At 39.3% G+C, this 26,027-nt stretch carries 29 protein-coding genes and 1 riboswitch; of the genes, 14 read left to right on the top strand and 15 right to left on the bottom strand.

The annotated features are described in order from the left end of the window. Positions 1 to 25 precede the first annotated feature (25 nt). Positions 26 to 259: a DUF1480 family protein gene (locus PZ638_RS10005; RefSeq protein ID WP_004253902.1), complete on the top strand. Its 234-nt coding sequence runs from the start codon at positions 26 to 28 to the stop codon at positions 257 to 259. 422 nt (positions 260 to 681) lie between these two features. On the opposite strand, the gene PZ638_RS10000 is transcribed toward PZ638_RS10005, so the two are convergent. From PZ638_RS10000 to ftnA, 4 genes are all read right to left on the bottom strand, one after another. Continuing rightward, positions 682 to 1,029, bottom strand: a complete 348-nt coding sequence (locus PZ638_RS10000) for a YebY family protein (protein WP_004253900.1) — start codon at positions 1,027 to 1,029, stop codon at positions 682 to 684. Positions 1,030 to 1,093: 64 nt separating this feature from the next. Continuing rightward, positions 1,094 to 1,990, bottom strand: coding sequence for a copper homeostasis membrane protein CopD (gene copD / locus PZ638_RS09995; RefSeq protein ID WP_094960505.1), 897 nt, complete (start codon positions 1,988 to 1,990; stop codon positions 1,094 to 1,096). A gap of 1 nt (position 1,991) precedes the next feature. Continuing rightward, entirely contained in the window at positions 1,992 to 2,378 is a 387-nt protein-coding gene (gene copC / locus PZ638_RS09990; RefSeq protein WP_094960504.1) for a copper homeostasis periplasmic binding protein CopC, read from the bottom strand. Positions 2,379 to 2,615: 237 nt separating this feature from the next. Beyond that, positions 2,616 to 3,119 (bottom strand): non-heme ferritin, encoded by a 504-nt coding sequence (gene ftnA / locus PZ638_RS09985; RefSeq protein WP_004253892.1) that lies wholly within the window; start codon positions 3,117 to 3,119, stop codon positions 2,616 to 2,618. A gap of 291 nt (positions 3,120 to 3,410) precedes the next feature. On the opposite strand from ftnA, the gene PZ638_RS09980 reads away from it, so the two are divergent. Continuing rightward, positions 3,411 to 3,641, top strand: a complete 231-nt coding sequence (locus PZ638_RS09980) for a DNA polymerase III subunit theta (RefSeq protein ID WP_004253885.1) — start codon at positions 3,411 to 3,413, stop codon at positions 3,639 to 3,641. A 79-nt stretch (positions 3,642 to 3,720) separates the two neighbouring features. Here the strand turns inward: PZ638_RS09980 and yebF are convergent, their stop codons facing one another. Both yebF and PZ638_RS09970 read right to left on the bottom strand, forming a co-directional pair. Next, positions 3,721 to 4,086 (bottom strand): protein YebF, encoded by a 366-nt coding sequence (yebF, locus tag PZ638_RS09975; RefSeq protein WP_004253880.1) that lies wholly within the window; start codon positions 4,084 to 4,086, stop codon positions 3,721 to 3,723. A 180-nt stretch (positions 4,087 to 4,266) separates the two neighbouring features. Continuing rightward, positions 4,267 to 4,446 carry a YoaH family protein gene (locus PZ638_RS09970; RefSeq protein ID WP_004253877.1) on the bottom strand — a complete coding sequence of 60 codons (180 nt, stop codon included), beginning with the start codon at positions 4,444 to 4,446 and terminating at the stop codon, positions 4,267 to 4,269. Positions 4,447 to 4,570: 124 nt separating this feature from the next. On the opposite strand from PZ638_RS09970, the gene pabB reads away from it, so the two are divergent. From pabB to mntP, 8 genes are all read left to right on the top strand, one after another. After that, on the top strand, positions 4,571 to 5,941 hold the full coding sequence (pabB, locus tag PZ638_RS09965; protein ID WP_206277935.1) for an aminodeoxychorismate synthase component 1: 1,371 nt from the start codon (positions 4,571 to 4,573) through the stop codon (positions 5,939 to 5,941). Beyond that, positions 5,934 to 6,494 (top strand): CoA pyrophosphatase, encoded by a 561-nt coding sequence (locus PZ638_RS09960; RefSeq protein ID WP_004253869.1) that lies wholly within the window; start codon positions 5,934 to 5,936, stop codon positions 6,492 to 6,494. Before pabB ends, PZ638_RS09960 begins: the two co-directional genes overlap by 8 nt. A gap of 280 nt (positions 6,495 to 6,774) precedes the next feature. After that, complete coding sequence (locus tag PZ638_RS09955; RefSeq protein ID WP_036957685.1) at positions 6,775 to 8,139, top strand: L-serine ammonia-lyase; 1,365 nt, start codon at positions 6,775 to 6,777, stop codon at positions 8,137 to 8,139. A 681-nt stretch (positions 8,140 to 8,820) separates the two neighbouring features. After that, on the top strand, positions 8,821 to 9,789 hold the full coding sequence (gene manX, locus PZ638_RS09950) for a PTS mannose transporter subunit IIAB (protein ID WP_206277966.1): 969 nt from the start codon (positions 8,821 to 8,823) through the stop codon (positions 9,787 to 9,789). An 81-nt stretch (positions 9,790 to 9,870) separates the two neighbouring features. Beyond that, positions 9,871 to 10,674 carry a PTS mannose/fructose/sorbose transporter subunit IIC gene (locus PZ638_RS09945; RefSeq protein ID WP_004253851.1) on the top strand — a complete coding sequence of 268 codons (804 nt, stop codon included), beginning with the start codon at positions 9,871 to 9,873 and terminating at the stop codon, positions 10,672 to 10,674. A 12-nt stretch (positions 10,675 to 10,686) separates the two neighbouring features. Further along, positions 10,687 to 11,538, top strand: a complete 852-nt coding sequence (locus PZ638_RS09940; RefSeq protein WP_004253848.1) for a PTS mannose transporter subunit IID — start codon at positions 10,687 to 10,689, stop codon at positions 11,536 to 11,538. Positions 11,539 to 11,627: 89 nt separating this feature from the next. Continuing rightward, the gene (locus PZ638_RS09935; RefSeq protein WP_004253844.1) at positions 11,628 to 12,086 is read left to right on the top strand and encodes a DUF986 family protein; all 459 of its coding nucleotides are present in this window, start codon (positions 11,628 to 11,630) and stop codon (positions 12,084 to 12,086) included. A 151-nt stretch (positions 12,087 to 12,237) separates the two neighbouring features. After that, positions 12,238 to 12,382: riboswitch (yybP-ykoY riboswitch) on the top strand. Positions 12,383 to 12,428: 46 nt separating this feature from the next. Then, a complete protein-coding gene (gene mntP / locus PZ638_RS09930; RefSeq protein WP_206277652.1) occupies positions 12,429 to 13,010 on the top strand; it encodes a manganese efflux pump MntP in 582 nt (193 codons plus the stop codon). A gap of 32 nt (positions 13,011 to 13,042) precedes the next feature. Here the strand turns inward: mntP and rlmA are convergent, their stop codons facing one another. Beyond that, complete coding sequence (gene rlmA / locus PZ638_RS09925) at positions 13,043 to 13,867, bottom strand: 23S rRNA (guanine(745)-N(1))-methyltransferase (protein WP_196725425.1); 825 nt, start codon at positions 13,865 to 13,867, stop codon at positions 13,043 to 13,045. A gap of 133 nt (positions 13,868 to 14,000) precedes the next feature. On the opposite strand from rlmA, the gene PZ638_RS09920 reads away from it, so the two are divergent. After that, on the top strand, positions 14,001 to 14,471 hold the full coding sequence (locus tag PZ638_RS09920) for a GNAT family N-acetyltransferase (RefSeq protein WP_164456317.1): 471 nt from the start codon (positions 14,001 to 14,003) through the stop codon (positions 14,469 to 14,471). A gap of 102 nt (positions 14,472 to 14,573) precedes the next feature. Here PZ638_RS09920 and PZ638_RS09915 read toward each other — a convergent pair whose 3' ends face one another. After that, positions 14,574 to 15,311, bottom strand: a complete 738-nt coding sequence (locus PZ638_RS09915) for a phosphatase (protein WP_136135439.1) — start codon at positions 15,309 to 15,311, stop codon at positions 14,574 to 14,576. Between the two features lie 208 nt (positions 15,312 to 15,519). Beyond that, a complete protein-coding gene (alr, locus tag PZ638_RS09910; protein ID WP_206277651.1) occupies positions 15,520 to 16,749 on the bottom strand; it encodes an alanine racemase in 1,230 nt (409 codons plus the stop codon). A gap of 380 nt (positions 16,750 to 17,129) precedes the next feature. Here alr and PZ638_RS09905 point away from each other — a divergent pair, with 380 nt between their 5' ends. After that, complete coding sequence (locus PZ638_RS09905; protein ID WP_206277650.1) at positions 17,130 to 18,224, top strand: porin; 1,095 nt, start codon at positions 17,130 to 17,132, stop codon at positions 18,222 to 18,224. Between the two features lie 358 nt (positions 18,225 to 18,582). Here the strand turns inward: PZ638_RS09905 and PZ638_RS09900 are convergent, their stop codons facing one another. Beyond that, positions 18,583 to 19,566, bottom strand: coding sequence for an aldo/keto reductase (locus PZ638_RS09900; protein WP_004253824.1), 984 nt, complete (start codon positions 19,564 to 19,566; stop codon positions 18,583 to 18,585). A 61-nt stretch (positions 19,567 to 19,627) separates the two neighbouring features. Between PZ638_RS09900 and PZ638_RS09895 the strand changes: the two genes are divergently transcribed. Both PZ638_RS09895 and PZ638_RS09890 read left to right on the top strand, forming a co-directional pair. Beyond that, entirely contained in the window at positions 19,628 to 20,569 is a 942-nt protein-coding gene (locus tag PZ638_RS09895; RefSeq protein ID WP_275612166.1) for a LysR family transcriptional regulator, read from the top strand. A gap of 229 nt (positions 20,570 to 20,798) precedes the next feature. Continuing rightward, positions 20,799 to 21,281, top strand: a complete 483-nt coding sequence (locus PZ638_RS09890; RefSeq protein WP_004253803.1) for a glutathione peroxidase — start codon at positions 20,799 to 20,801, stop codon at positions 21,279 to 21,281. Between the two features lie 251 nt (positions 21,282 to 21,532). Here PZ638_RS09890 and PZ638_RS09885 read toward each other — a convergent pair whose 3' ends face one another. The 5 genes from PZ638_RS09885 to PZ638_RS09865 all read right to left on the bottom strand — a co-directional run bounded on the left by PZ638_RS09885 (position 21,533) and on the right by PZ638_RS09865 (position 25,943). Beyond that, complete coding sequence (locus PZ638_RS09885) at positions 21,533 to 22,027, bottom strand: hypothetical protein (RefSeq protein WP_275612165.1); 495 nt, start codon at positions 22,025 to 22,027, stop codon at positions 21,533 to 21,535. Between the two features lie 8 nt (positions 22,028 to 22,035). Continuing rightward, positions 22,036 to 22,503, bottom strand: coding sequence for a structural protein (locus PZ638_RS09880; RefSeq protein WP_232368169.1), 468 nt, complete (start codon positions 22,501 to 22,503; stop codon positions 22,036 to 22,038). Positions 22,504 to 22,507: 4 nt separating this feature from the next. After that, entirely contained in the window at positions 22,508 to 22,786 is a 279-nt protein-coding gene (locus PZ638_RS09875) for a phage holin family protein (protein ID WP_275612164.1), read from the bottom strand. After that, positions 22,773 to 23,153 carry a putative holin gene (locus tag PZ638_RS09870; protein WP_272659525.1) on the bottom strand — a complete coding sequence of 127 codons (381 nt, stop codon included), beginning with the start codon at positions 23,151 to 23,153 and terminating at the stop codon, positions 22,773 to 22,775. The genes PZ638_RS09875 and PZ638_RS09870 overlap by 14 nt, the downstream gene beginning before the upstream one ends. A 75-nt stretch (positions 23,154 to 23,228) precedes the next feature. Continuing rightward, positions 23,229 to 25,943, bottom strand: a complete 2,715-nt coding sequence (locus tag PZ638_RS09865; protein WP_275612163.1) for a tail fiber/spike domain-containing protein — start codon at positions 25,941 to 25,943, stop codon at positions 23,229 to 23,231. Between the last annotated feature and the right edge of the window lie 84 nt (positions 25,944 to 26,027).

Genomic DNA, 26,027 nt, shown 5'->3' with positions numbered 1-26,027 from the left:
TAAAATCAATGAATGAGGTGCAGTTATGTGTATTGTAAAATTGAAAATATCTTCCTATGAAATTAATGATGCAGTTATGGCTTCCCATAAAAGCGACACAGTGAGTATTCCATGTGATTCTGATACCGATTTTTGCATGCAGCTTGATGGCTGGGACGAGCATACAAGTATCCCTGCAACTTTAGATGAAAAGCCAGTCCTGCTCTATCGTGATCGTTATGACAAAGAAAATCACCATTGGGTGATGAAACTTGCTTAAGAATTTTGTTAGTACACTTAGGCTATTGACTAAGCATATAAGTAGGTAGGAACTGAAAAGCTGATATGAAATGAGAACTAACAAAATAATAGGCAAAAAAAGAGGCCTGGTAGATTCCGATTACCGGGCCTTGGGAAATGGCTCTGGCAGAGCCGTGCGCTAAAATTGCCATTGAGACGTAACAAAGTACACTCTAATACTAGCTTTCAATGCACGTTCTTACCATGTTTATTATCAATATTTTCACATATTATTAACACAATTTATTTCTTGATTTTATAATATTGAACTATTTGTTTAATAGGTTAAACCTATTCACCTAATCATTCAAACCTTTCAATCAATCAACTAATTGAATAACAATGATAATTTATTAATTCACCACTTCCTTTATGCTCTAATGGTTTTACTTTGCTATCAGCTTAGTTGCTAACACACAACTTTTCAGCGGCTTCTTTTATAGGTAATATTCTTTCCACAACTGTCTTGGTGCTATCGATAGGCTTAAGCAGCACATCAATAGGCTGTGCTTTAATTTCTTTTTTATTCATCAATTCAGTTGCTATATCATTTAATGGATATTGCATTAATGTCGCAGGGTTAATAACGACCAAAGCCCCATTATGACGGCACTCTAACATGACCTCCTCACGAGTAAATGGCCAATCATCTCCAAATTGTTTCTTACTCACGGATGTTAACGGTGCAGAAAAAGCAGTACTTACGGTACCAGCCAATAACAGTGTGCAAATAATGAGTTTAAATTTCATGGTAGTGCCTTATCAAACATTAAAGATATCTTCGCGTTATTATCAATTAAATATAAAAGTTTAGCTAGATTGGCTGGTAGCTTGCAAAAATCGCCACCGAAAGGATAGCCATAGTCCCTAACAGTAACTCAACCCAACTGTTAATAATTAGGGTGTTGACCCGCCCTTTTTGCTTAATAATCGGCACGATGTAATAGCGATTGATAATAGCCAATAGAAGCATTCCTCCCACTAAAATGATCTTAAACCAAAGTAGTGATTGGTATTCAGACCCTGAATAGTTTAATGGCCAGCCAGGTAAGAGCGTTATTGCGCTAATGACCCCTGTAATAATAACCAGTGCAACAGCGATATGGCCATAACGCGAAAAACGCATCATGGTATTCACAATGTGTTTATCCATCCCTTCGACCATTTCTTTTTTATTGCGTAAAAATTGAATGCAAATTAAAAATGGCCACAAACCGCCAAACCAATAGGCTGAACTAATAAGATGAATGAATTGATTGATGCGGTGGAGGGTTCCGAGTAAGCCATCATGCATAGCCGCGTGCCCAATAAAAGCATGCAAACCAAGTAGGATCACTGAAAAAACCAATATGAGTTTCAATCGCAATTGGATTGGTTTTACAAATAAAACCAATAACAATAATACAGATGACAAAAGTTCCCAACGCCATACTTGACCGAATGACGTCCCTAAAACCCCTTGCCATATATCCAAATCGATACTATCTTGCCAACCATCTCCCATCAGGCCTGCTTGTGCAAGCATCCAACCAAAAGTTGTTAACACGGTAACGATGGCGCAGAAGAAAATACCTTTATTCAAATAGCGGCTGAGCAAATAATTAAATGGCTCACGACTAAGTACCACTGCAAATATTGACATTCCACACATCAATATTGCAGCGATAAAATGAATAAAGCGAATAAGGGTATAAAAAGCTTCTAGTGACATATTATTTCACTGTAAAGCTATACGTTCCTTTTGTTTTGTGTCCATCGACAGAAACGACGCTCCAATTAACGTCATATTTCCCAGCAACGAGCTTGTCTTCCACAGGGACAATCACTTTTGTATCGTTACTTGGGTCTAACATTGCTTTACCGGTTTTCACTATTTTATTTTCAGGCCCGATAATACTGACCTTAGTGAAATTAACTTCAATGCCTTCAGAAAAGCTTAATGAGATAGACTCTGGGGCTTGCTCTACTGCCGTACCTTCAGCAGGAAGTTGGTCTTTTAAGTGCGCATGTGCAAATGCCTGTTGGAAAGACATACCTAAAAAAAGAACTGCGACTGCGCTAAGTTTGCGCCATGAAGATTTAATAGGGTTAATTGGCATAGTAACCTCTTAATTTGCAGGTGAATTTAGAATAATTACCAATCATTATACGGAAAACAAACCATTTTACTGCTTAAAAATGGGTTTTATCGGCCTATCCTGTGAGTTTTCACACAAAATGAAAAGAAAAAGACTTATGAACATTGAATTGCAGGATTCATGCCCATAAGCCTAGAGAGGTCTTTATGTTTTACATGGAGATAAAACGATATTTCTATTTACTTACTGGCGTGTAGATTAAACATGTGTTGCCGCTGACATGTTTTTCAAATCTTTATCTAACAAGAATAGTGCCTTACCAGACTCACCCACCATATCCAGTTTATCCAGTACTGATTTAAATAATTTCTCTTCTTCGTGTTGCTCTGCAACATACCATTGTAAGAAATTAAATGTAGAATAATCTTGTGTTGTCATTGCTAAATGAGCCAATTTATTAATTTCACGAGTAATTAATTGCTCATGTTCATAAGTTTGATGAAATACATCGCTAATTGATTTGAAATCAACTGGTGGCGCTGCAATTTGCCCTAACAGGGGTAATGCCCCAGTGTCACTAAGGTAATCAAATAAACGCTGCATATGTTCCATTTCTTCTTGTGAGTGTGCTTTTAAGAACGCTGCAGCACCTTCATAGCCTTTGTCACTACACCAAGCGCTCATTTGCAAATAAAGATTTGCAGAATAAAATTCAAGGTTTAATTGTTCGTTTAATTTTTTGACCATATCTGTAGTTAACATATTTATGCCTTATCGATTAATTATTCATGAGTATATTATGCACAGTATTAAAACAATTAAAACCCTAAAACAATCTTAAAACAAAAAAATCCAATTTACTGATAATTAATAACTTTTGTTAAAAACAATAATAATCAATCTCATTATCTTTCCCTGTTTTTTCCCTTAATTACTAATATATAAATAGAGAAATTTAACTATTGTTTTTCATTATTCCAATTAAGGTATTGAGATTTTTTCTCATTATCCAGTTACAATAATGGCGTATGAATTTAACAGTAGAGATCAAATATGAGCCATAATCTTGCTTTATTGCCTAAAGATGAAATGGATAAGGTCAATGTCGACCTTTTAGCTTCCGGTGTTGCATTTAAAGAACGCTATAACATTGCCATCATTGCTGAAGCTGTTGAGCGAGAACAACCTGAGCACTTAAGGGAGTATTTCAGGGAGCGATTAGTCTACTACCGACAACTGTCGCAAAACTTTGCACGTATGCCTTATGAACCACGAAATCGCTAGTCTCACGAAGACACAAAAGAAATGATACAAAAAAGGGATAACCTTAATGGTTACCCCTTGATTCTCAAGATTAAAAAATTTATTTCGCCGTATTATATGTCACTGTATTATTTTGGCAGTCTACCGCGACTGAATAATGTAAGTCAGATTTTGCACCACGAACAACTAACGGTACCCTGTAGCCTGTTTCGGTTTTAGTGACTTCACTATCATTGACCCATGCAACCGCTTTCTTGCCTAAAGCCGCTTTTTCATCTGTCCAGCGAGGTAAACGATTATGCATAAAATCGCTTTTCACTTGTGCTGCAATTTGTGGCTCAGTTAACGTACCACAACTGACGAAAGGCGCTGCTTTACCTTCTTCATTATTTGCGCTTAACGCAAAAGAGCTAAAAACCAGCGCACAAGTACCTAAAACTACAGCAATTTTTTGATTCGCTTCCATACCATCCTCCGATACCTATTACTAGGTAAAGATTTTTGATTAGTTTAGCGGCATATTTCAGCCTATCAGATACCAGTTATCTTCTGGTTATTATCTAGTCTTCATTGATAAATAGAATGACTTAACTAATATTAATCTATCAGGTTTATGCATGGATGTTAATAGTATGTTTACAGATTATTAATTTTCATCATCAAAACGAACATGGATTTGCTCTTTACCTTGGTGCTTTTCTCTAATTTCTTGAGCAACTAATGCAATTGCCTCACCACTACTCATACCTTCCGCCATCAATTGATGAATTTTTTCAACTGCTTCTTGCTGTTCTTGGTGATTAAGTGCTGGCATACCAGAAAACATGGTTTAAACCTCATGAATAAAAGACTAAAATCAATAGTTAACATTTTAACATCTCTTCGATTATTAAGATAAGAATATATGTTAATCTGTATTGATTCACTTGCGGAAATTTAGACTCATCATTATGGTTATCAAAAAAATCCAATTACCTTATAGCCCAAACACTGCCATTGATTATTTTACCCCACTGGCACACCAGCCATGGGCGATGTTACTGCATTCAGGCAATGCAAAACACTCACATAATCGCTTTGATATTATCGTTGCTGACCCTATTGCCACACTGACGACTTATCAGCTTGAAACAACTATCTCAGAGCAAAATCAGGCCCCTATCGTTTCTGAATCAGATCCTTTTGAACTTCTTCAAGGGTTGCTTGATAAATACCAACCGAAATACCAGGAAGAGACCGAATGTCCCTTCAACGGCGGTGCCCTCGGCCTTTGGAGTTATGATTTAGGCCGGCGCATTGAAAGATTACCTGAAATTTCAACCACAGAACTACAATTTCCAGACATGGCGATTGGCATCTACTTGTGGGCACTTATCGTTGATCACCATAATAAAACAACTACATTAATTAGTTATGATGATGTTGATGCTCGGTTAGCTTGGCTACATAGTCAAAAAAAGGGCCGTAAAAACAAATTCCAATTAACCTCGGCATGGAAATCTAATATGTCTGAAGAGACATATCATCATAATATTGCGCGCATCCATGAATATTTACGTAATGGTGATTGCTACCAAATCAATTTAGCACAAAGGTTTAAAGCCAAGTATAAAGGAGATGAATGGAATGCATTTTTAGCGCTACTTGAGCGTAATGGTGCTCCCTTCTCTTCTTTTATACGTCTCCCCGAAAATGCGGTTATCAGTATTTCACCGGAACGTTTTATCTTTCTGCAAGATGGGGATATTCAAACCCGCCCAATAAAAGGAACGCTCCCGCGCCTAGATAATGAACAAGATGATCTTGCACAAGCTGAAAAACTGGCTAATTCAGTCAAAGACCGCGCAGAAAACTTGATGATTGTTGACTTGCTACGCAATGATATTGGTCGTGTTGCCAAACCGGGCACGGTCAGTGTTCCTGAATTATTTGCTGTTGAAGCTTTCCCGGCAGTACATCATCTGGTTAGTACCGTCACGGCAAAGTTAGATAGCCAATACCGTGCAACTGATTTATTACGAGCGTGTTTTCCTGGGGGTTCAATAACCGGCGCACCAAAAGTGCGTGCAATGGAGATAATTGAAGAATTAGAGCCCCATCGCCGACATGGCTATTGTGGAGCAATCGGCTATATTAGTTTCAATGGTAATATGGACAGCAATATTACTATTCGTACTTTACTGACATATAAAAAGCAGGTTTATTGTTGGGCTGGCGGTGGTATCGTTGCAGATAGCCAAGCAGACAAAGAGTACCAAGAAACCTTTGATAAATTAAGCCTGATTTTACCTTTATTAGGAGCGCTCAATAACGATGACTGAACTGAATAACTTTATCAATCGTTTTCAGTTTACTTTGCCGGCTACCCGCCAGTCTGGACCTAAGGCGGGTAAATCGGCAGCCGTTCTTTTGCCCATTATCAATAAACCCAATCCGACATTACTTCTCACACAACGCTCTCCTTTTTTACGCTCCCATGCAGGCCAGGTCGCATTTCCAGGAGGGGCAAGTGACCCGGAGGATGGTACGCTTGTGAATACCGCACTGCGTGAAGCATATGAAGAAGTGGCCATCCCTCCTGAAAAAGTCACGGTACTGGGTCAGTTAAGCCCCTTGCAAAGTTATGGTGGCTATGAAGTTACGCCAATCGTCGGTTTGGTACCAAATAACATTCAATATCAAGCCAACCCTAGTGAAGTCGCTGCTATCTTTGAAGTTCCCTTATTTGATGCCCTTTCATTACAACGCCATAAATATGTCGATATTAACCGTTCAGGGCGGCATAACCGCATCTTTTTTTATTGGTATAAGGGGCATTTAGTTTGGGGGTTAACCGCTTCAATTATTCACCAACTTGCTTTGCAATTGGATTAACACTTAACACAACTTTTCACCATACAATGTTACTATTGCAGTAAAATCTATTTAAGATGACAAAATATCACGTCATATATGACAAAATATATCTCTACCACTTGTCGCTTTTTTAGCCACATCACAGACATTTTGTGCTATTTACAATCAATTACCCTTCAGCAACTACCTTATTTCAAAAAATACTTTAAACTTACTGGTTAACACTACTAAATAACAGTAAAGTAGCGCCTTTTAAAATAATGCACTACATTTTCATCTTTTTTTTAAGGAGTCCTGCGTGATAAGCGTTTTCGACATGTTTAAAGTGGGCATAGGCCCTTCAAGCTCTCATACCGTTGGTCCAATGAAAGCTGGGAAAGAATTTGTCGATGATTTAGTAAGCAAAAATTTATTACCTAACGTCACTCGTATTTCTGTGGATGTTTATGGGTCATTATCGCTTACTGGAAAAGGGCACCATACTGATATCGCCATTATTATGGGGCTAGCAGGTAACTTACCTGCCACTGTCGACATTGAATCCATCCCAACTTTTATCAAAAATGTAGAAGAAACAGAAAAGTTATCATTAGCGAATGGTCTTCAGGTCGTTGACTTCCCTAATGAGGGTGGCATGAATTTTCGTCAAGACAACCTGCCATTGCATGAAAATGGCATGACAATTCATGCTTTTGCAGGTAATGAAGAAATTTACACCAAAACTTATTATTCCATTGGTGGTGGTTTCATTGTCGATGCAGAGCATTTTGGCGAATCTACTCTTGATAGCAAACCGGTCTCTTATCCATTTAACTCTGCTGAAGAGCTACTACTAAATTGTAAAAAATCAGGCCTTTCGATTTCTAGCTTAATGATGAAAAATGAGTTAGATCTTCATTCTAAAGAAGAGATCGAAGCCTATTTCGCTGATGTATGGCAGACAATGCAAGCCTGTATTGAGCGTGGTTTAAGCACCGAAGGTGTATTGCCGGGCCCATTGCGTGTTCCTCGCCGTGCACCGGCACTAAACCGAATGGTCACTTCATCAAGTAAGCTATCTAATGATCCGATGAATGTGGTTGACCTGATCAATATGTATGCCTTAGCAGTGAATGAGGAAAATGCAGCAGGCGGCCGTGTTGTAACAGCACCGACTAACGGTGCGTGTGGTATCGTACCTGCCGTTTTAGCGTATTATAATCATTGCATAGAACCGGTAACGCCAGAGCTGTATATGCGTTATTTCTTAGCTTCAGGCGCCATTGGTATTTTATACAAAATGAATGCTTCCATTTCAGGAGCTGAAGTTGGCTGCCAAGGGGAGGTCGGTGTAGCATGCTCTATGGCTGCAGCTGGTCTGGCCGAATTATTTGGCGGTAGCCCTGAGCAAGTTTGTATCGCTGCTGAAATCGGCATGGAACACAATTTAGGTCTAACTTGTGACCCTGTTGCTGGTCAAGTACAAGTTCCTTGTATTGAGCGTAATGCAATCGCATCTGTTAAAGCGGTGAATGCCACACGTATGGCCCTACGCAGAACAAGTGAGCCACGGGTTTCACTTGATAAAGTCATTGAAACTATGTACGAAACCGGGAAAGACATGAATGCGAAATATCGTGAGACATCCCGAGGCGGGCTAGCCATCAAAGTACAATGTGACTAATTTTATTCTCAATTAATTTAAGCCTTAAGCACCCTTTCCTATTCTGTTATGTCTTTGAACAGTATTTTGAGGGTGCTTTTTTAATCTGCATTAAAAAGTTTTCTTTATTTTTTAGTCACCTTTCTCTTCCTAAACGCTCCAATTCACCTAATCAATTACCCATAATTTTTTCATTGAATTAACTCAGTTTTCTTATACTCAACACATCACATCAAAACGAAATTCATACTATTTTGTGCTAAAGATTGTTTTGTGCTGAACAAGAGATAACTAATTTCCACTAAAAATTGATTAATTTTCACTCTAAAAATCAATATGGCACTATTTTATTTACTTTTTTTGTTACCGATAACACAAAAAGAAACCAGCAAAAACAAAATAATCAGATTATTTATTTTATTTAATTAAAATAAATAGCAGAAAAATGCAATTCGATATCAATTTTTAGGTGTATTCTTATTTTTCTGACGCGAAACAAGTTTTTAGGATAATGCAAGATGATATGCTAATAATGTAATTGATACTAACAGTGCCATAAATGAGTTTATGGCTATTATAAGACGTTTGTAATTATTCAGCTAAAATTATCATACAGGGGAAACTGATAAAAAGGAGTCTAACTTAAGTGTCCATTTTATCGACAGATAATGTTTTGTTTTATCTATCTATGAGGGAAAAATAGTGAGTATAGCTATTATGATTGGTACACACGGAGTCGCTGCAGAGCAGCTTCTTCGAACAACCGAAATGTTAATAGGCGAACAAGATAATGTGTCGTTTATTGATTTTATCCCTGGGGAAAACGCAGATACCCTATTTGATAAGTACACCCAAAAGCTAACTGATTTAGATACATCAAAGGGTGTCTTATTCCTTGTTGATACATGGGGAGGCAGTCCATTTAACGCGGCTAGTCGCATTGTTAATGAACATGATAATTATGACATTATCACGGGTGTAAATGTTCCAATGTTAGTTGAAACATTCATGTGCCGTGACGATAACCCATCAATGAATGAACTTATCACTGTCGCCCTAGAAACGGGTCGTGGTGGTGTTCGTTCATTTAAATTCAAAGAAGTTGAAGCTGAAGCTGAACCTGCTCCTGTAGTCTCGAGTACTCCTGCCCCTGCACCAGTGAAAGCCGGCCCCGGTGAACATATGGTAATCGCACTTGCTCGTATTGATGACAGATTAATTCACGGGCAAGTCGCAACACGCTGGACGAAAGAAACCCAAGTTAAGCGCATTATTGTGGTCAGTGATGACGTAGCAAAAGACCAAGTTCGCTCTACATTGTTAAAACAAGTCGCACCACCAGGTGTCACTGCACATGTTGTCGATGTTGCTAAATGTATTCGCGTTTACAATAACCCGAAATACGCTGGTGAGCGCGTTATGTTGCTTTTCACTAATCCAACTGATGTTAAGCGTATCGTCGAAGAAGGTGTTGACGTCAAGTCCGTTAATATTGGTGGAATGGCATACCATGATGGCAAAACAATGGTCACAAATGCCGTTTCTATCAACCAAGAAGACATTGATGCATTTAATTATTTGAACGACAAAAAGATTGAACTTGAAGTTAGGAAAGTCTCATCAGATAGCAAAGTTTATATGATGGACTTGATTAATAAGCTCAAAAAATAATTTTTATAGCCATTTTTTATATTAATTTTAATCCATTACTCAAAACAGATTTTAAAACTTTTGGTTACAGGAGATTAAACAATGGAACTTACCGTTGTTCAAATAGTAATGGTCTTCATCGTCGCGTGTATCGCGGGGATGGGATCAATCCTTGATGAATTCCAATTTCACCGTCCTCTCATTGCCTGTACGCTTATAGGTATTGTTTTGGGAGATATGAAAACGGGTATCATCATCGGCGGTACATTAGAAATGATCGCACTTGGGTGGATGAATATCGGTGCTGCCGTTGCACCTGATGCCGCTTTAGCTTCTATCATTTCAACGATTCTCGTTATTGCTGGTGGTCAAAGCATTGGTGCAGGTATTGCCATCGCCATCCCACTCGCAGCAGCGGGACAAGTATTAACCATTATTGTTCGTACTGTAACGGTTGCATTCCAACATGCTGCTGATAAAGCCGCCCTCAATGGTAATCTAACTGCAATTGGCTTTATCCATATCTCAGCTTTATTACTGCAAGCCATGCGTATCGCAATACCTGCGTTAATTGTCGCCATTTCTGTTGGTACATCAGAAGTACAACAAATGTTGGATTCTATCCCGCAAGTTGTTACTGACGGCCTGAATATTGCTGGTGGTATGATTGTTGTTGTCGGTTATGCGATGGTTATCAATATGATGCGTGCAGGCTACTTAATGCCGTTCTTCTACTTAGGCTTTGTTACCGCGGCATTTACTGACTTCAACCTGGTTGCTCTTGGGGTTATCGGTACTGTTATGGCTATTTTATATATCCAACTCAGTCCAAAATACAATAAATCGCAAACTGTTGTTACCCAAGGAAATAGTAGCAATAACAACCTTGATAATGAGCTAGACTAGGAGGAACGTATAATGGTAGATATCACTAAGCCAACGGCTAAAAAGCTTACACAAAGCGATATTCGCGGCGTATTCTTACGGTCTAACCTATTGCAAGGTTCTTGGAACTTTGAGCGTATGCAAGCCCTAGGCTTCTGCTATTCAATGGTTCCCGTTATTCGTCGTCTTTATCCTGAAAATAATGATGATAGAAAACAAGCCATTAAGCGCCATCTTGAATTCTTTAATACACATCCGTATGTTGCAGCGCCTGTTTTGGGTGTCACAATGGCAATGGAAGAGCAACGTGCCAATGGTGCAGACATTGATGACGGTGCAATAAATGGTATCAAAGTCGGTCTAATGGGCCCATTAGCCGGTGTTGGTGACCCAATTTTCTGGGGAACTGTTCGCCCAGTATTTGCGGCTCTCGGTGCAGGTATCGCAATGACGGGTAGCTTACTTGGCCCTCTTCTGTTCTTTGTTTTGTTTAATCTTGTACGTTTATTAACCCTTTATTATGGTGTTTCATATGGCTACAAAAAAGGGATTGATATTGTTCAAGACATTGGTGGCGGTTTCCTACAAAAACTAACCGAAGGAGCATCAATTCTCGGTTTATTTGTTATGGGAGCCTTGGTCAATAAATGGACACATGTCAATATTCCACTTGAAGTGTCGCGGATCAAAAACCCAACAACAGGTGCTGAAGATATTACCACCGTCCAAATGATCCTTGATCAACTCATGCCAGGTTTAGTACCACTATTGCTAACCTTCGCCTGTATGTGGCTGTTACGTCGTAAAGTTAACGCATTGTGGATTATTATCGGCTTCTTTGGTTTGGGTATCCTTGGTGCTTGGTTAAACTTCTTAGCACCATAATTTTCCACCATTATTTGAATTGGGAGGTTGCAGCCTCCCTTTTTTAATTTTAAGCTCTGCATTATGTTCACTTATCCAAGGGTTCACAAATGACCTTCAATGATGCCATTCTTGCTATAATCATTTTGATCATGCTTGTTTATGCAATTTATGATGAATTCATTCAGCATTTGCTAAAGGGTAAAACATTATTAAAAATTAATCTAAAACGAAAACATCGGGCCGATGCTATTATTTTTATTGTTCTAATTTGTATCGTTATTTATACAAATATTGTACGCCATGGTAATTTATTAACCACTTACTTATTATTGATTACTATTTTTATGTCAATCTATTTGGCGTTTATAAGAACACCTAAGCTATTCTTTAAACAGAATGGTTTTTATTTTGCCAATGCATTTATATTATATGACAGAATAAAAACAATGAACTTATCCGAAGACGGTGTATTAATAATAGGTTTGGAAAAAAAGAAAATTAACATCCAAGTTTCACATCTTGATGATTTACAAAGAATTTATGAATTCCTTATTAATCATAAGTAAATAAGTTTTATATTATCACTAAAAACAAGGTTAATTATAAATTTAATTAACCTTGTTTTTGTCAATATCCTTATTGATAATAATTCTCAATAACATTTAATATCCACAATTAATTAAGTGTTGCCTTTAATATAAAATATGGTATCTTTCTTTCCACGTCATTGGGGAGTAGCCTGTTCTGGTTTCATATATAAGACCAGAAAGTCCGTATCAACATACTCGTTTGGTTTCAAACGTGGTGCGGACACCAAAATTCGGTTGGCAAGACCATAGACACATAAATAAGCCTTTTGGTTGGGGGTAATTTATGTGTATATGGAATCACCCAACCGAGGTTCTATTATGAGTTTCTATGCTACCCTTATCTTAGCCCTTGCCCTATCAATGGACGCCTTCGCTGTTGCTATTTGTAAAGGCGCCGTACTTCATAAACCCCGCTTTAGAGAAATTCTCCGTACTGGTTTTATTTTTGGTTTTATTGAAGCCATTACACCGATTATTGGTTGGGGTATCGGGATCCTAGCTAGCCAATATGTTATCCGTTGGGATCATTGGATTGCATTTGGTTTATTATTTGTTTTAGGTGCTAGAATGATCTGGCAGAGTATTAAAACAAAAGATGAAGAATGCTGTTCTAAACCTTCTAGTCATAGCTCAACAAACCTTATCTTTTCTGCGATAGCCACCAGCCTTGATGCAATGGCTATCGGTCTAGGTTTAGCTTTCTTGCAAGTGGATATCGTTCATACTGCAATGACTATCGGCTTAATGACAATGATTATGGCAACTATTGGTATGATGATTGGCCGCTATGTTGGCCCATTACTCGGAAAAAAAGCAGAAATTATCGGTGGGTTGGTTCTAATAGGTATTGGTTTTAATATTTTATTTGAGCACCTCGAATTATTTATGTATGCCCATTAGTTTTTGTGCCCCCTTATATGGGGGCAGTAACCTTACTCTGCATCAGATTGATAAACGCGAATTAAAAAATCAGCCGTATATTCTTTCACTTCAGCTTGTTGCAGATTCTCTTTGACCTGTTCTGATGCACGCCAAGCAAATGGGGTCATCATCAACAATTCATAAGCTTCTTGCCCTGTCAGTGCCATTTTATAATTTAATTGGCAACTATCTATTAGCGAAAAATTTGGTAAATCTTCATCTTTAGTTGGATGTAACTTAACCTCATCGTAAATTAACGCTTTTAATTCTTGCAGATGCTCTGCCGCAGGCGTAACAGTAATTAACATACCTTTAGAAACTAATACACGGCTTAATTCTTGTGCTTTGCAGGGTGCGTAAATTCGGACAACTCCACCTAAGCTGTTATTTGAGAATGGCAAGCGATGGCTTGTACCGACGCAAAAACGAACGGATTTATACCGTTTCGCCGCATAGCGAACCGCCACTTTCGAAACATCTAAGCCCAGAACCGTATATTTTTCAAAATGTTTTACAAGTTCCCGAGAGAAATAGTCTGTGTAATACCCTTCCCCACAACCAATATCTAACAAACTAGTATTAGATGGTGGAATAAACTGAATAATTTTTTCTGCCACCTTTTCACGCATCGGGTGGTAATGTCCTGCATCAAGAAATTGTCTACGTGCTTGCATCATTTCAGCATTATCACCGGGGTCTTTAGACCGTTTATGTTGTACGGGCAACAAATTAACGTAACCCTCTTTCGCACAATCGAACTGGTGATTTTCTGCGCAGCGATAGCTGTTATGCATAAAGTTAAGTGGTGTAAAGCAGAGGGGGCATTGATAATTCATAAAAGTCACTGATTTAAAAATAAGGGTGAGTATACCATATTCAAATTAGTTTTCTTTCTGTTATATATATTGCTTTTTAACTGCACTTTTTGTTCTATGAAAGAAATAAAAAAACATTAGCAGGTGTATCATGATGAAAATTAGGTTAGCAACTCCCGATGAAGCTGAACATCTTTGGTTTATACGCAACCAAGCCATTCGCCATGGTTGTACAACGAGTTTTGACGCAAAAACGATCAGCGCCTGGACACCTGATGAAATGCCAGTAAGTTATATACGTATTGTGAGGAATAACCCATTCTTTGTCGCGGTAAATAAAAATGATGAACCCGTTGCAACTGGCTATCTTAATCTAGAGGCTAACAGTGTTGATGCCATATTTACTTTACCACAGTACACTGGCTGCGGAGCTGCGGGCTTAATATTAGATGCTATTAAAGCTGAAGCCAAAAAGCGAAATATTAAAAAATTGGTATTAGATTCATCACCGAATGCGGAACGCTTTTATCAGAAACATGGATTTACTTCGATTAAGCATGCTAGCTACTACTCTTCTCTTGCTCAAGTCGAGTTAAATTGTGTTCAAATGGAAATTGAATTATAACTTTCAATATAACTTGAATTAAAAGCCACTAACCTTTTGTGGCTTTATTATACCTAATATTGACTGTCTTTAAGAACGCAATGTTGAATAACTGAATAACTATTAAAAATCAGCAAATTCAGGGATAGGCTTACGCCCATGGGACTCTAAAAAATCCAATACACGGCGTGGAGTAACATTTAAAATTTGTGATTGCGGAAAATCAATTGATTCCAACATTTCAACTACGCTGTCAAAACGGCCGAGATACCCAGCAAAATGCGAGTCCGAACCTAATGCTACCCACCCGCCAGTTTCTTTAACGGCCTTTGCTATTTCTAAACAATTCTTTTGACTACCCACTCTTGAATGCAAGAATGAGGAGTTATTCATTTCCAAAGCCACATTACAATCTTTCGCAGCTTGTGCTACCGCTTTAATATCAATGGGATATTTGGGATTTCCCGGATGGGTAATTATTTGCACTTTACCGCTACGGATCGTGGCAATCATAGCTTCTGTATTATCAGCTAAACTTTGGGGTTCAAGAACCGGTTCATGGAAACCAGCTAAAATAATATCCAAATGACGAGCAATCTTTTCATTGCAGTCTGTCTCACCCAACTTGTTTTTTATATTCGCTTCAATACCGTACAATAAACCAACGCCATCAACAATTCTCGGTAAGATAGGCATATTACCAAAGTGCCATTCATGTGGAGCATCTTGCATTTCAGGGCCGTGGTCGGTAATCGCAAAGAGTTTCACACCTCGACTTGCGGCTTCAGCAAAATATTCATTAACAGTGCTATATGCATGGGTGCTGGCAATGGTATGCGCATGTAAATCAACTTGATACATAAATGATATCCTTCTAATTCTTTTATTTTCCTTCTGAGTCAATCCGCTCAAAAAAGACTCTACCAACCTAACATATCAGCTTATAAGTTTCGATAGTCATTCCCCTAAACCGCATTTTATCGACATATTGGATAAAATCCGAAGAGACATTTAGGATAAAAAAACCCGCAATTATTGCGGGTTAAAATATACGGAATTAAAAATTAACCTAATCAACTAAGATACGTTTATTGGTTGCACCCCACAAAATTGACATTTCGGTAAATAATGCACCGCTGATGTCTTCAACCTCTTCGGCCGTAATTTCAGCATGACCTTGTTTGCCAAAAAATACAACTTCATCTCCCGGGCTAACGTATTTTAAATCAGTAACATCAACCATGACCGTATTCATTGATGTTTTTCCTAAAACAGGAACTGTCTGGCCATTAATTAATGCATGTCCCGCATTGCTAAATACACGGCGATAGCCATCTGCATAACCTACAGGGATATTGGCTAATACAGAATCACGCTTCAAGGTATAGGTTCTATCATAACCCACTGTATTACCTTTCGGATAATGATTGACAGAGGCAATGTTCGATTTCAGCGTCATCACGCGTTTATAGTCATTTGTCGCAACGGTATCACCGTAGAAAATACCACCTACACGTACCATATCCAACCATGATTCTGGTACGGTAATAGTTGCATAAGTATTCGCGACATGTAATGTAATGTCTTCACGTTTTAACCCTGTCACATTCAAGACTTGTTGAGACTCTTTCTTGAATTTCGCAAGGTCTTTACGGATCTGAGCTTCATCCTCTTCTGGATAATGAGACATAATGCCCACGATTTTTAATTGTGATAACTCCGCGATCTGTTTTGCTTCATCTAAGCCAGATGCACTACTGACGTCTAGCCCATTACGGGACATCCCTGCCGAGTTTAGCGCAAGGTGGATGGGGATCACTTTATTTTGTTTTTTCGCAATCGCATTCAAGCGCTGCGCCATTGCTAAATTACCAATTAACTCTTCTGTCTCATATTGTGTGGCCTGAGCCATTTCTTGTTCTGTCGCACTTCTCACTCGCATTAAGCGGCCTTTAAAACCTAAGTCTCTCACGGTTTTAAGCTCTTGGTTATTTGTTACCCCAATACATTGCACATTATTTTCAATCATTATTGGCGTAACTAAAGAAAGGTCATGTCCATAGGCATCCCCTTTCAAAACAGCGCACAGAGAAGACTTATCTCCCAGCAGGTTTTGTACTTTTTTGATATTAAAATCTAATGCACCACGTGATATTTCAATCCATGCGTTATTAACCACCACAGGTTGGTTTTGTGTCGCATAAGTTTCTACTGGTGTTTTGATATTATTTGGTTGCTGACAAGCTGTCGCAGCAACCAATAAAGGGAGTAATGCCAGATACTTCAAACGTAAAGCCACGTATTATTCCTTATATCTAGTGATTTCTACCAAGATATTATTTTTAGGGTTCTGGGTTGATATAGACAAAATTTGTATAGGTTCTAAATAATACCAACCTTAGCATTTCAAACAAGTAATAATTCACGATTTATGCATAAAAAATCATTTATACATAAACATGACTCTTTCATCACATTGATTTTGATTTTCTAAAAATAAAACATTTGGTTGAAATCACCATAAATTAAATTATTTTTATTATTTAATAAGTTAGCCGTATTGTTTCACTAATATTTAATTTTGTTACATTTTTTATTTGGCGAATTAAAATGCTTAAATGATAATAACTATCAATTAGGAACTATTGCTAAATATCACTCAATCCATAAGGCTATGTTATGAAGTACAAATTACTCGCACTCATTATTCCAACACTACTTATTGCTAATATTGCTAACTCCGCTGAAATGTACAATAAAGATGGTAATAAGCTTGATGTGTATGGGCAAATCGATGTTCGCCATCATATTGCCAAAAGCCGTAGTGGCGAAGATGGTGATGACTCACGTGTCAGACTGGGGCTAAAAGGTGACACACAAATCACCGACCAACTCATTGGTTTTGGACGTTTTGAATGGGAAACTAAAACTAACCAATCAGAATCAACTGAAGAAAATAGTAATCGTTTAGCTTATGCAGGCTTAAAATTTGCAGATTACGGCTCCCTTGATTATGGCCGCAATTATGGTGTTATTTATGATACCAATGCTTGGACAGACGTATTACCTCTCTGGGGAGCGGATACGATGGTTCAAGAAGATAACTACATGCTAAGCCGTAACCGTAATTTACTCACTTATCGCAATAATAATGCCTTTGGTTACATTGATGGTTTAAGCTTTGCATTACAGTATCAGGGGAAAAATGGTGAACAAAACCTGTCATCCGGTGATGAATTAACCGATAACGGCGATGGTTTTGGTTTATCTACAGCTTATGAATTAGGTTATGGTATTTCCCTCGGTGGTGGTTACTCCTCATCTTCCCGTACACCAAAGCAAAAAGATGCCACAACTAGCAGTGCGACTGGTAAACGCGCTGAAGCTTGGAACGTAGGGGGAAAATTTGAATACGAAGATCTCTATTTCGCAGTCATGTATGGCCAAACGCTTAATATGAGCCGTTTTGGTAATGATAATATGGAGTCAGTAGCAAATAAAACTCAGAACTTGGAAGTGGTTGCCCTATATTCTTTTGACTTCGGTTTAACCCCATCAATTGGCTATAACTATTCCAAAGGTAAAAACTTAGGCAGCTTTGGAGATAAAGAATTAGTAAATTATATCGCCATCGGCTCAGCTTATGACTTTAATAAAAACCTAAGTGCTGTCATCGACTATAAAATCAACTTGTTAAACGATAATGATTTTACTGACCACTACAAAGTGAATACCGATAACGTACTTGGTTTAGGGTTAGTGTATCAGTTCTAATTTTAGAATTGAGTGAAAAGCAAAAGCGTCTGTAAATTACAGGCGCTTTTTTACGGGTAAGCTTTGACAATAAAAATATCTCTCATCATCTTCATGAGCTATTCCCTAGGAACGGGAAGCTCTGTTGCTTTACCCTCGATAAAGCAGTTGTAAGATACAAAAGTATCTAACCCCATACATAGAGGCCCCTTTTCCTAAATAAATTCCTATAATGGTATACCTATTTTTTCTAACGTCTTTGGTACTAATAAAAAAAGGCACCAGTAAAAAACTGATACCTCAATTATTGTTGCCAAATAACATTCACAGAATATGACAGCACAGGGCAACTCTATTACTCTACAAAATGATGCTTACCTTACACATTAACACCTTTCATTCCTTCAGCAGTATAACGGGAACCCACAGGTTGAAAGCTTTCTAGCGCTTGTGTTATTTGCAGTAAATCCTCCGATGTTAGGTCAATATCAGCGGCAGCAAAGTTATCTTCAAGGTGTTTAACTTTATTCGTTCCTGGTATTGGTACAATGTTATCTCCTTGAGCTAGCAACCAGGCCAGTGAAATTTGAGCAGGTGAACATGACTTGTTACTTGCCATCTGCACGATAAAGTCAGCTAATGTGCGATTAGCTCTAAGGTTCTCTGATGTGAAACGTGGTAGCGTATTACGTGCATCATCGCTCTCGAACCTACTTTCGGCATTAAAGCGCCCTGTTAAGAATCCACGTCCTAACGGGGAATAAGGTACAAAACCAATCCCTAATTCTTGGCAAGTTGGCAATATTTCCGTTTCAACATCACGCGTCCAAAGCGAATACTCAGTTTGGATTGCAGTAACAGGATAAACTGCGTGTGCCCTTCTAAGGGTTGCCGCACTCACCTCAGACAACCCAATGTGAGCAATTTTCCCTTCAGCAACTAACCCCGCCAGCGTGTGCATTGTCGTCTCTATTGATGCAGAGGGATCTAGACGATGGATATAATACAAATCAATACATTCAACACCTAATCGACGAAGAGAGCTTTCACAGGCGCTGCGTATATATTCTGGACTATTATCAATCCTTCTCTCATATTCACCTGGTCGGCGAACAATACCGCACTTTGTCGCGATTTTAACATCAGAACCTACTTGTTTAAGAAAATGCCCAATCAACTCTTCGTTATGAAAATTGCCATAAGTATCCGCAGTATCCAGCATCGTACAGCCTAGTTCGATAGCTTTTTGTAGCACAACCATGGCAGCCTGATCATCTTGCGGCCCATAGAACTCGCTCATCCCCATACAACCGAGTCCAATTGCCGAGACTTCAAGTCCATTACCCAAAATACGTTTTTTCATTATCGCTCTCCCTTGGTTTATTTTATGTTTTTCAGTATATTTTCCATAAATGGAGATTTATATGACTAATGAAAGCAATCCATTCTCCAATAATGGAAAACAAAACGATAGACAGCATTCAAATTGGGATGATGTCAGAGTATTGTTAGCGATTGCTCGAGAAGGCACGCTAAGTGCTGCATCTAAAGCATTGAAACTTGGAATTGCAACCACATCTCGGCGTTTAGAACGCCTAGAAGAGGCATTACATGTTCGGCTATTCACTCGAGACCAGCTTGGTTACAAGCTTACCGATGAAGGAAATGCATTAATTTCTCAGGCTGAAGCCTTAGAACAGGCGGGTTATGCATTTGGCAATGCCGCGCGGAGAAAAAGCGAAAGCGTGATGGGCCATGTTTGTTTAGCTACCGCTCAAGGCTTAGCCGATCATCTAATCATCCCTGCTCTGCCTTCACTAACCAACGTGAACCCTAATCTCACAATTGAAATTGTAACTGGGGTGTCGACAGTGAATTTACACAGGCGTGATGCGGATATTGCACTGCGTATGGTTCGGCCTGAACGCGGTAATGTGCGTATTCGTAAATTAGGCACATTGGGGTTTGGCCTTTACGCCTCAGAGAGTTATTTACAGCGTAGACCAAATCCAGACAGATTGAGCTCTCTAGAACAAGATGATTTTATCGGTTGGTCGGAAGCACAGCAGCACCTCCAATCAGCACAATGGTTAGAAAAAACGCTAAGAGGAAGAGCTTGCCGGCTCACTACCAGTACGATGTCAGCACAATTTAGCGCAGTCCAAGCGGGTATTGGCATGGCTGTTTTGCCGCATTTCATTGCCCAAAAGATGGGACTGATTTGCCTACAAGATAATATAGGCTGTGACCAACCTATTTGGCTAGTCATTCACTCTGATCTCGCTCACTCACGAAGGATCAGGGTTGTCGCTGATTTTTTGAATGAGTTAGTTGCAAAGGAACATGAGAGGTTGCTGATGCCATAAGCTCCCTCCACTTTGACACGGGCTGATACCATTATTTAGCCAGCGAATGTTTATAGCGGGATTAAAGCAAAGGGCTAATATCTAATATTTCAATCAATGGGAGAACAGCCAGTATGTTGTTTTTACCTTTAGAATTTGCCAAGATAGCCAGGTAAAAGACTTCAGACCTACCACACAATCATCGGCGATATTGGCTTATGTCGATTAGCTCTATTCTAAGGATCCTACTATGGCCCCCTTTCATCAATTAGCAGCGACAAGTCTCGGCGGGCAACTTATCTCTATGAAAGACTACGCTGATAAGGTGGTTCTCGTCGTTAATACCGCCAGTCATTGTGGTTTTACACCACAATACAACGGCTTAGAATCACTCTACAAGAAATATGCTCCTCAGGGCTTTGTGGTGCTTGGTTTCCCCTGTAATCAGTTTGGCAAACAAGAACCCGGTAGCGCTGAGGAAATCGCGCAGACCTGCTTTATTAACTACGAAGTGAGCTTTCCAATATTCGAAAAAGTCGACGTTAATGGGAGCTCAGCTCACCCGATATTCCGTTACCTGAAAAACGAGCTACCAGGTCTAATGGGTGGGCGGATCAAGTGGAACTTTACTAAATTCTTGATCGGGCGTGACGGTAAACCGCTCAAACGCTTCGCACCATTCACTACCCCTGAAAAAATGGAAGCAATAATCCTTTCGGCACTTCAAATTTAAGTGTTCACTAATGTGCTCGATTAAATCGAATGCTATTAAAGACTAAAAAACAAAAAAGCCCACTTTTACATGGGCTTAAGTTGTTATTTTGCCAGCCAGTGCCAGCTAATTCTTATTGGGGGATTATTCCCACTCAATTGTTTACACGTAACGTAACCAATTGATTTATATAAAACAGAATTAACCTAGTGGGTTATGATACCGTCACCAATACCGTCATAATGAAAAGTGAACAATATTTGTACAGTTATCTATCGATACGATTCGAGTAATTTTTCTTTTGCTGCTAAGTCGATAATGCATAAATTAAGGGCCCTTGTGTTTTCATCGGCACGATTAGACTCACGCCCATAGACTTCAAGTGTGCTTCGTAGTTGTCGAGAAAGTTCACTGGCCTTTGCTCTCTCAGCTCTGCAGGTATTGGCGTTATCGGTACCATCAGTTTTTGTTTCCGTGGCACTGGTTTCGAACTGCACGCTGTCAAAGTGATTAAGAACACGCTTAAGCAAATCGTCTGTGCGCATCGTAGCACGTTCTTTCTGTTCATTGTATATCACCACCCTGTTTTGTTGTTCTTCGTCTGCCTGCTTGCGCTGGTCGATGTTAAACGCTAGGTCTTTCTCATCTTCCTGTTGCCCTGCAATCTGTTTTGTCATTTGCTGGTTATCAGAAAAAATGCCGCTAGTCATAAAACCAGCGGCAAATGAGAGAGCCAAAGCGATTAAAGCTGTAATCACTTTATTCATGGCATCACCTAGATCAGTGCAAATGCACGTTCAAATACATCATCAACGTACGGCTGCTGACCATTTTCAACATGAACAATAGCTTTAGCCATTTTAATTGACGTTGATTTATCGTGAAGATTTAAGCACTCATGGCGCTCAAAACCTGTTTCCTTACAAACACGTTTAATGTAGTTCTCCGTGTGATTATTATCTGACGATGGCGCCCACCGCTCGATAATTTCCTCAACTGTATCAATCTTGTCGCAACCAATGTTAGGCTTACCTTTTTGTCTTCCGTAAGTCTGCAATAGTTTCATTAATGCCCTAACCCCATAATACACATCAATGAACGTACAAAATTTATCGTCTTTCTGTACAGATGCTAAACCTTGCCATTTTGATGATCCATGACGAATGTTACCCGGATTGTTATTTCGAATCCCACGAGCACCAGAATTCACATAACCATCTTTAAAGATTTGTTGTTTATCCACTAGGTCACCCCACTTTTTTAATTAACTGCATGACATTGCCGCGCTTAGCAAACAGCGCAGCACAAAGGAAAATATTGGGAATTAAGTTCTGTAAACCTGCTTGATAGCTAGGATCGAGATAGGAGTAGACTGGTACTGATATTGAGTACCCTAGAAATGCATAAGCTAGCCAGCTCCCTAGCCTACTGTATCCCTTATCACCCCTTACAAAATAAAGCGTACGGAAGAACATAACTAAACAAACAAACGCATTAGTGATAAGCATGAATTTATCGTACGTCATGGCCGTTACCTCCTTTCGGAATATCAGCTTTCTTGTACAGTTTGATACTTAGTTTTACAGAGAGAAGAGATGCGACGAATGCCCCAAGAGCATCAAGACTATCAACGTTATACGCATCAGGTTTAACGCCGATTAGGCCAGTCATTGAAACAAAGATGGTAGCGAAAGGGCTAAAGAATAATAAACCAGCTGCTAAGCTGAGTAATGCTAAGACTGAACGAGTTGCTAAAGAAAATTCTGTTGCTGCTGTAGTAAAGTAAATAGCGCCAAGGATAGCCCCCATTACAACCTCTGGGGGCAAGCCTGAAAAGTAGCTTAGAAATGATGTAAGGCCTAAGCCTGTTACTGCCGCCTCATTTTCATTCATGTGTAGCACCATGGTTGAGAAATAACCATGATACTACAGCATAAAAAGATAAACAAAAAACCTTATAAGAAAAACCTAAACCAGTGCTCCATGCTTTTTCCACACACCAGGCGTTCCAGAGGCTGTACAAACAGCTCCCATAAAACCTCCCGCCGCAACAGGGTCTCTAAATACAACCTCATCGCCTTTTTTCCATGTTCCCGTTAGCGGTGGATTAGCTAAATTCGCGATAAACTTTCTATTTTCCGGTGGCTTCGTTTCATAAAAAACGTGACCGACTGGGTTTGTCGTAAATAACGTTTCTGATGTATTACCACTTTCATAGAGATTATTTTTATATTGCGTCACTAGCTCAGCCGAAATTGCAGAATCACTGCCCGCTTTATATGTATGTGTTCCTGTCACCTTAACATTGTCACACGTATCTTTAATGTAAACTGAATGGTGCTGATATTCAGTTTCTGATGAAGGGTCGCCGAATCGACAGAATGAAACCATTGAATCGAGGGTTTCACCAAAGCGTATACCTGAATTATCAGGAAGTTGAACATTCGATAAGTTGTTGCTATGCACCCAAGCAAATCGAATATGGATATTGGCATTCTTACCGTGGGTATCAATATCTGTCACCGCAGAAATGATACCCGCACGCTCCGCCCTCGATATCTCAGTCCCATCTAAATCAAACCCTTTAACACCATTTCGAAGCAGTACATTGACAGGGAAGCCACTAATTTTACCCCCGATGATTTTGGGACGTCTGACGTGTTCGATAAACGCACCATACTCCGCTGCCCCTTCAGATTTTAGGGTGGTAATATTGGGGCTCTCAATGGTCACGTCCATATCAATTTTGTTTTTTGTGTAGAGTCCTGAGCCGTCAATGGAAATCCCGCGTTTGCGTGCATTACGTAAAGTTGGTGAGGTGATTTTTATTCCAGTCCCGATGAGCGCTTTTTCTTCATCAGCCGCGAATTCATTCGCAAAATCACCTGCAATAACCGTAACACAGCGGTTTGCCATCCTGCCAAGGATATTGGTTGCGGTCACATTGTAGGCTCCACTAATAAATAATAGACTTGCAAGGTTACCCCCGCCTGTAATATCACCATATTTCAAATTACTAATATTGATGTTTTTTGGATGAATAGTTGGATTTTCTATACTTGCCAGACTCCAGTCTAAGTCAGTCAAATAATTTTCAGCATTCTCATCACGCTTTGTCGCCCAATGAATAATCGCGCCCATCGCCCAATTACCATCATCAAAGGTAATGTTAGAGAACTTGAAATTATCTGCCGCACCAATGATATTGTAGGGTGCATGACCAAAGTCACCGCACTTAAACGTGATGTTCTTATGCTCACAATTTTTAGGTGAAAGTGCGAATAACAGGCGCTGACCCGCCAAACCCAATTCTCCTACAGGGGTTCCAGCTTGCTCCAATGTGATATTTTTAACATTAGCGATAAACTTTGTTTGTAAGTTTGAGCTATTGCCAACGATGCTAAATTTTAATGTCGCTCTGCCGAAATCAATATGTGCATTTTCAAGCATCAAATAATCATCGCAGTTATATACCTCTCCTTCTTTAGCTGTTATTTTCTTGCCCGTGTTTCTGACAAACGAAAATAACTTTTTTAACTGCGCAGTCTCAATGCTTCCATCACCGCGCAAACCGAATTTTTTTGTGTAGACCGAGCGACCAAAATTAGCCTCAACATACGTGTTATTGTCAATCGAGAAAATAGCTCCACCATCTTCAATATGAGCGCCTTTCTTTACAACGCCCCAATTACTTCCACCGTCAGACTGAGAGTAATAACCTTGCCAGCGAAAAACCTCGCCCTCCGCGATGGCTCTTGATTTAACATCTAACAGCATTTCTGTTACTGATAAATATGTTTTTACTATTTTACCCAAGCTGTTTCGCAGGCTAGCATCACCAACACTAACCCATGCGCCTTTACCGATGCCGCCAGTTGACTGAGGGGTTGATCCTGCTAATACTGGTTTTGGCAGGCCGCCATCCCAACGGTAAAACTCACCTTGTGATTTAAAATGTAGAGCCTGATATCGACTAGTTATTAATGCCCCTTCCTCAAACGAATCAACCAATACATAACCTAGAGCACCTGTTTCGGCAGGATCTAACAATGTAGGCATTCCCGAGTTATCAAAGCCTATCTGTTTATTTCTACGTTCTGTTGCTTTTGGAAAGGCAGAAATATCCATATCATCAACACGCAATAAACGTTTTTCACGTTTCAATATCGTGCCGTTAACACCATTTACTTCATCTTTCAGCGTACCTAAATCTACCGCATCACTATCACGCTTAGGATTACCAAGGTTAGCAATGCGATAACCTTTGGCGTCAAACCAGTTAGCTAGAATGTTGGGGCGCTTTAAGTACAGCGATCCAAGGCTTCCCCATATGCGCTGTACAATCATGGTCAAGTAATCAAATGCATCCTCGTGCGTTTCAGCAAAGAACTTACTTTGATTGCGGAATGAGGTTTCTTGTGTGATTGGAATGTCACGGGCAATGCTAATTTTGAGCCCGTTGGCAAGTGGCCTGGTTAATATCACTTTTCCACCAGCCGACTTATTAGCGCCTGTTACTGTGTAGTCAGTGCCTAATCGCAAGGTTACAACGTTATCCCCGTCAGCATCTGACGTAATAACACTCAATTGGTTTGCTTTAAAAATCCTGAACTTATAATCAAAATCGGTTGTTACACCGTTTCCTGTATATTCATTACTGCTGATTTCAGTTGAAACAGTCATGGCTATTCTCCACTCGGTTACGTTGGTGTATGATAGCCATTAAAATTCATTAACGGAATATTGTTTACTTTTAAACATAAAAAG

Origin of the sequence: Providencia hangzhouensis, from assembly GCF_029193595.2 — a bacterium.
In the GTDB taxonomy this organism is placed as follows: domain Bacteria; phylum Pseudomonadota; class Gammaproteobacteria; order Enterobacterales; family Enterobacteriaceae; genus Providencia; species Providencia hangzhouensis.
This window is presented reverse-complemented; position numbering and strand designations above follow the sequence as displayed.

Excerpts from the sequence above, each read along its gene's own strand:
- PZ638_RS09875 (WP_275612164.1), bottom strand. The coding sequence starts at position 22,786 with ATGACGTACGATAAATTCATGCTTATCACTAATGCGTTTGTTTGTTTA.
- PZ638_RS09920 (WP_164456317.1), top strand. The coding sequence starts at position 14,001 with ATGAAAATTAGGTTAGCAACTCCCGATGAAGCTGAACATCTTTGGTTT.
- copC (WP_094960504.1), bottom strand. The coding sequence starts at position 2,378 with ATGCCAATTAACCCTATTAAATCTTCATGGCGCAAACTTAGCGCAGTC.
- PZ638_RS09970 (WP_004253877.1), bottom strand. The coding sequence starts at position 4,446 with ATGTTTTCTGGTATGCCAGCACTTAATCACCAAGAACAGCAAGAAGCA.
- PZ638_RS09890 (WP_004253803.1), top strand. The coding sequence starts at position 20,799 with ATGGCCCCCTTTCATCAATTAGCAGCGACAAGTCTCGGCGGGCAACTT.
- PZ638_RS09870 (WP_272659525.1), bottom strand. The coding sequence starts at position 23,153 with ATGAATGAAAATGAGGCGGCAGTAACAGGCTTAGGCCTTACATCATTT.
- PZ638_RS09935 (WP_004253844.1), top strand. The coding sequence starts at position 11,628 with ATGACCTTCAATGATGCCATTCTTGCTATAATCATTTTGATCATGCTT.
- mntP (WP_206277652.1), top strand. The coding sequence starts at position 12,429 with ATGAGTTTCTATGCTACCCTTATCTTAGCCCTTGCCCTATCAATGGAC.
- PZ638_RS09945 (WP_004253851.1), top strand. The coding sequence starts at position 9,871 with ATGGAACTTACCGTTGTTCAAATAGTAATGGTCTTCATCGTCGCGTGT.
- PZ638_RS09940 (WP_004253848.1), top strand. The coding sequence starts at position 10,687 with ATGGTAGATATCACTAAGCCAACGGCTAAAAAGCTTACACAAAGCGAT.
- yebF (WP_004253880.1), bottom strand. The coding sequence starts at position 4,086 with ATGGAAGCGAATCAAAAAATTGCTGTAGTTTTAGGTACTTGTGCGCTG.
- PZ638_RS09915 (WP_136135439.1), bottom strand. The coding sequence starts at position 15,311 with ATGTATCAAGTTGATTTACATGCGCATACCATTGCCAGCACCCATGCA.
- PZ638_RS09865 (WP_275612163.1), bottom strand. The coding sequence starts at position 25,943 with ATGACTGTTTCAACTGAAATCAGCAGTAATGAATATACAGGAAACGGT.
- PZ638_RS09980 (WP_004253885.1), top strand. The coding sequence starts at position 3,411 with ATGAGCCATAATCTTGCTTTATTGCCTAAAGATGAAATGGATAAGGTC.
- PZ638_RS10005 (WP_004253902.1), top strand. The coding sequence starts at position 26 with ATGTGTATTGTAAAATTGAAAATATCTTCCTATGAAATTAATGATGCA.
- PZ638_RS09905 (WP_206277650.1), top strand. The coding sequence starts at position 17,130 with ATGAAGTACAAATTACTCGCACTCATTATTCCAACACTACTTATTGCT.
- PZ638_RS09900 (WP_004253824.1), bottom strand. The coding sequence starts at position 19,566 with ATGAAAAAACGTATTTTGGGTAATGGACTTGAAGTCTCGGCAATTGGA.
- PZ638_RS10000 (WP_004253900.1), bottom strand. The coding sequence starts at position 1,029 with ATGAAATTTAAACTCATTATTTGCACACTGTTATTGGCTGGTACCGTA.
- PZ638_RS09895 (WP_275612166.1), top strand. The coding sequence starts at position 19,628 with ATGACTAATGAAAGCAATCCATTCTCCAATAATGGAAAACAAAACGAT.
- copD (WP_094960505.1), bottom strand. The coding sequence starts at position 1,990 with ATGTCACTAGAAGCTTTTTATACCCTTATTCGCTTTATTCATTTTATC.
- PZ638_RS09960 (WP_004253869.1), top strand. The coding sequence starts at position 5,934 with ATGACTGAACTGAATAACTTTATCAATCGTTTTCAGTTTACTTTGCCG.
- PZ638_RS09885 (WP_275612165.1), bottom strand. The coding sequence starts at position 22,027 with ATGAATAAAGTGATTACAGCTTTAATCGCTTTGGCTCTCTCATTTGCC.
- ftnA (WP_004253892.1), bottom strand. The coding sequence starts at position 3,119 with ATGTTAACTACAGATATGGTCAAAAAATTAAACGAACAATTAAACCTT.
- pabB (WP_206277935.1), top strand. The coding sequence starts at position 4,571 with ATGGTTATCAAAAAAATCCAATTACCTTATAGCCCAAACACTGCCATT.
- rlmA (WP_196725425.1), bottom strand. The coding sequence starts at position 13,867 with ATGAATTATCAATGCCCCCTCTGCTTTACACCACTTAACTTTATGCAT.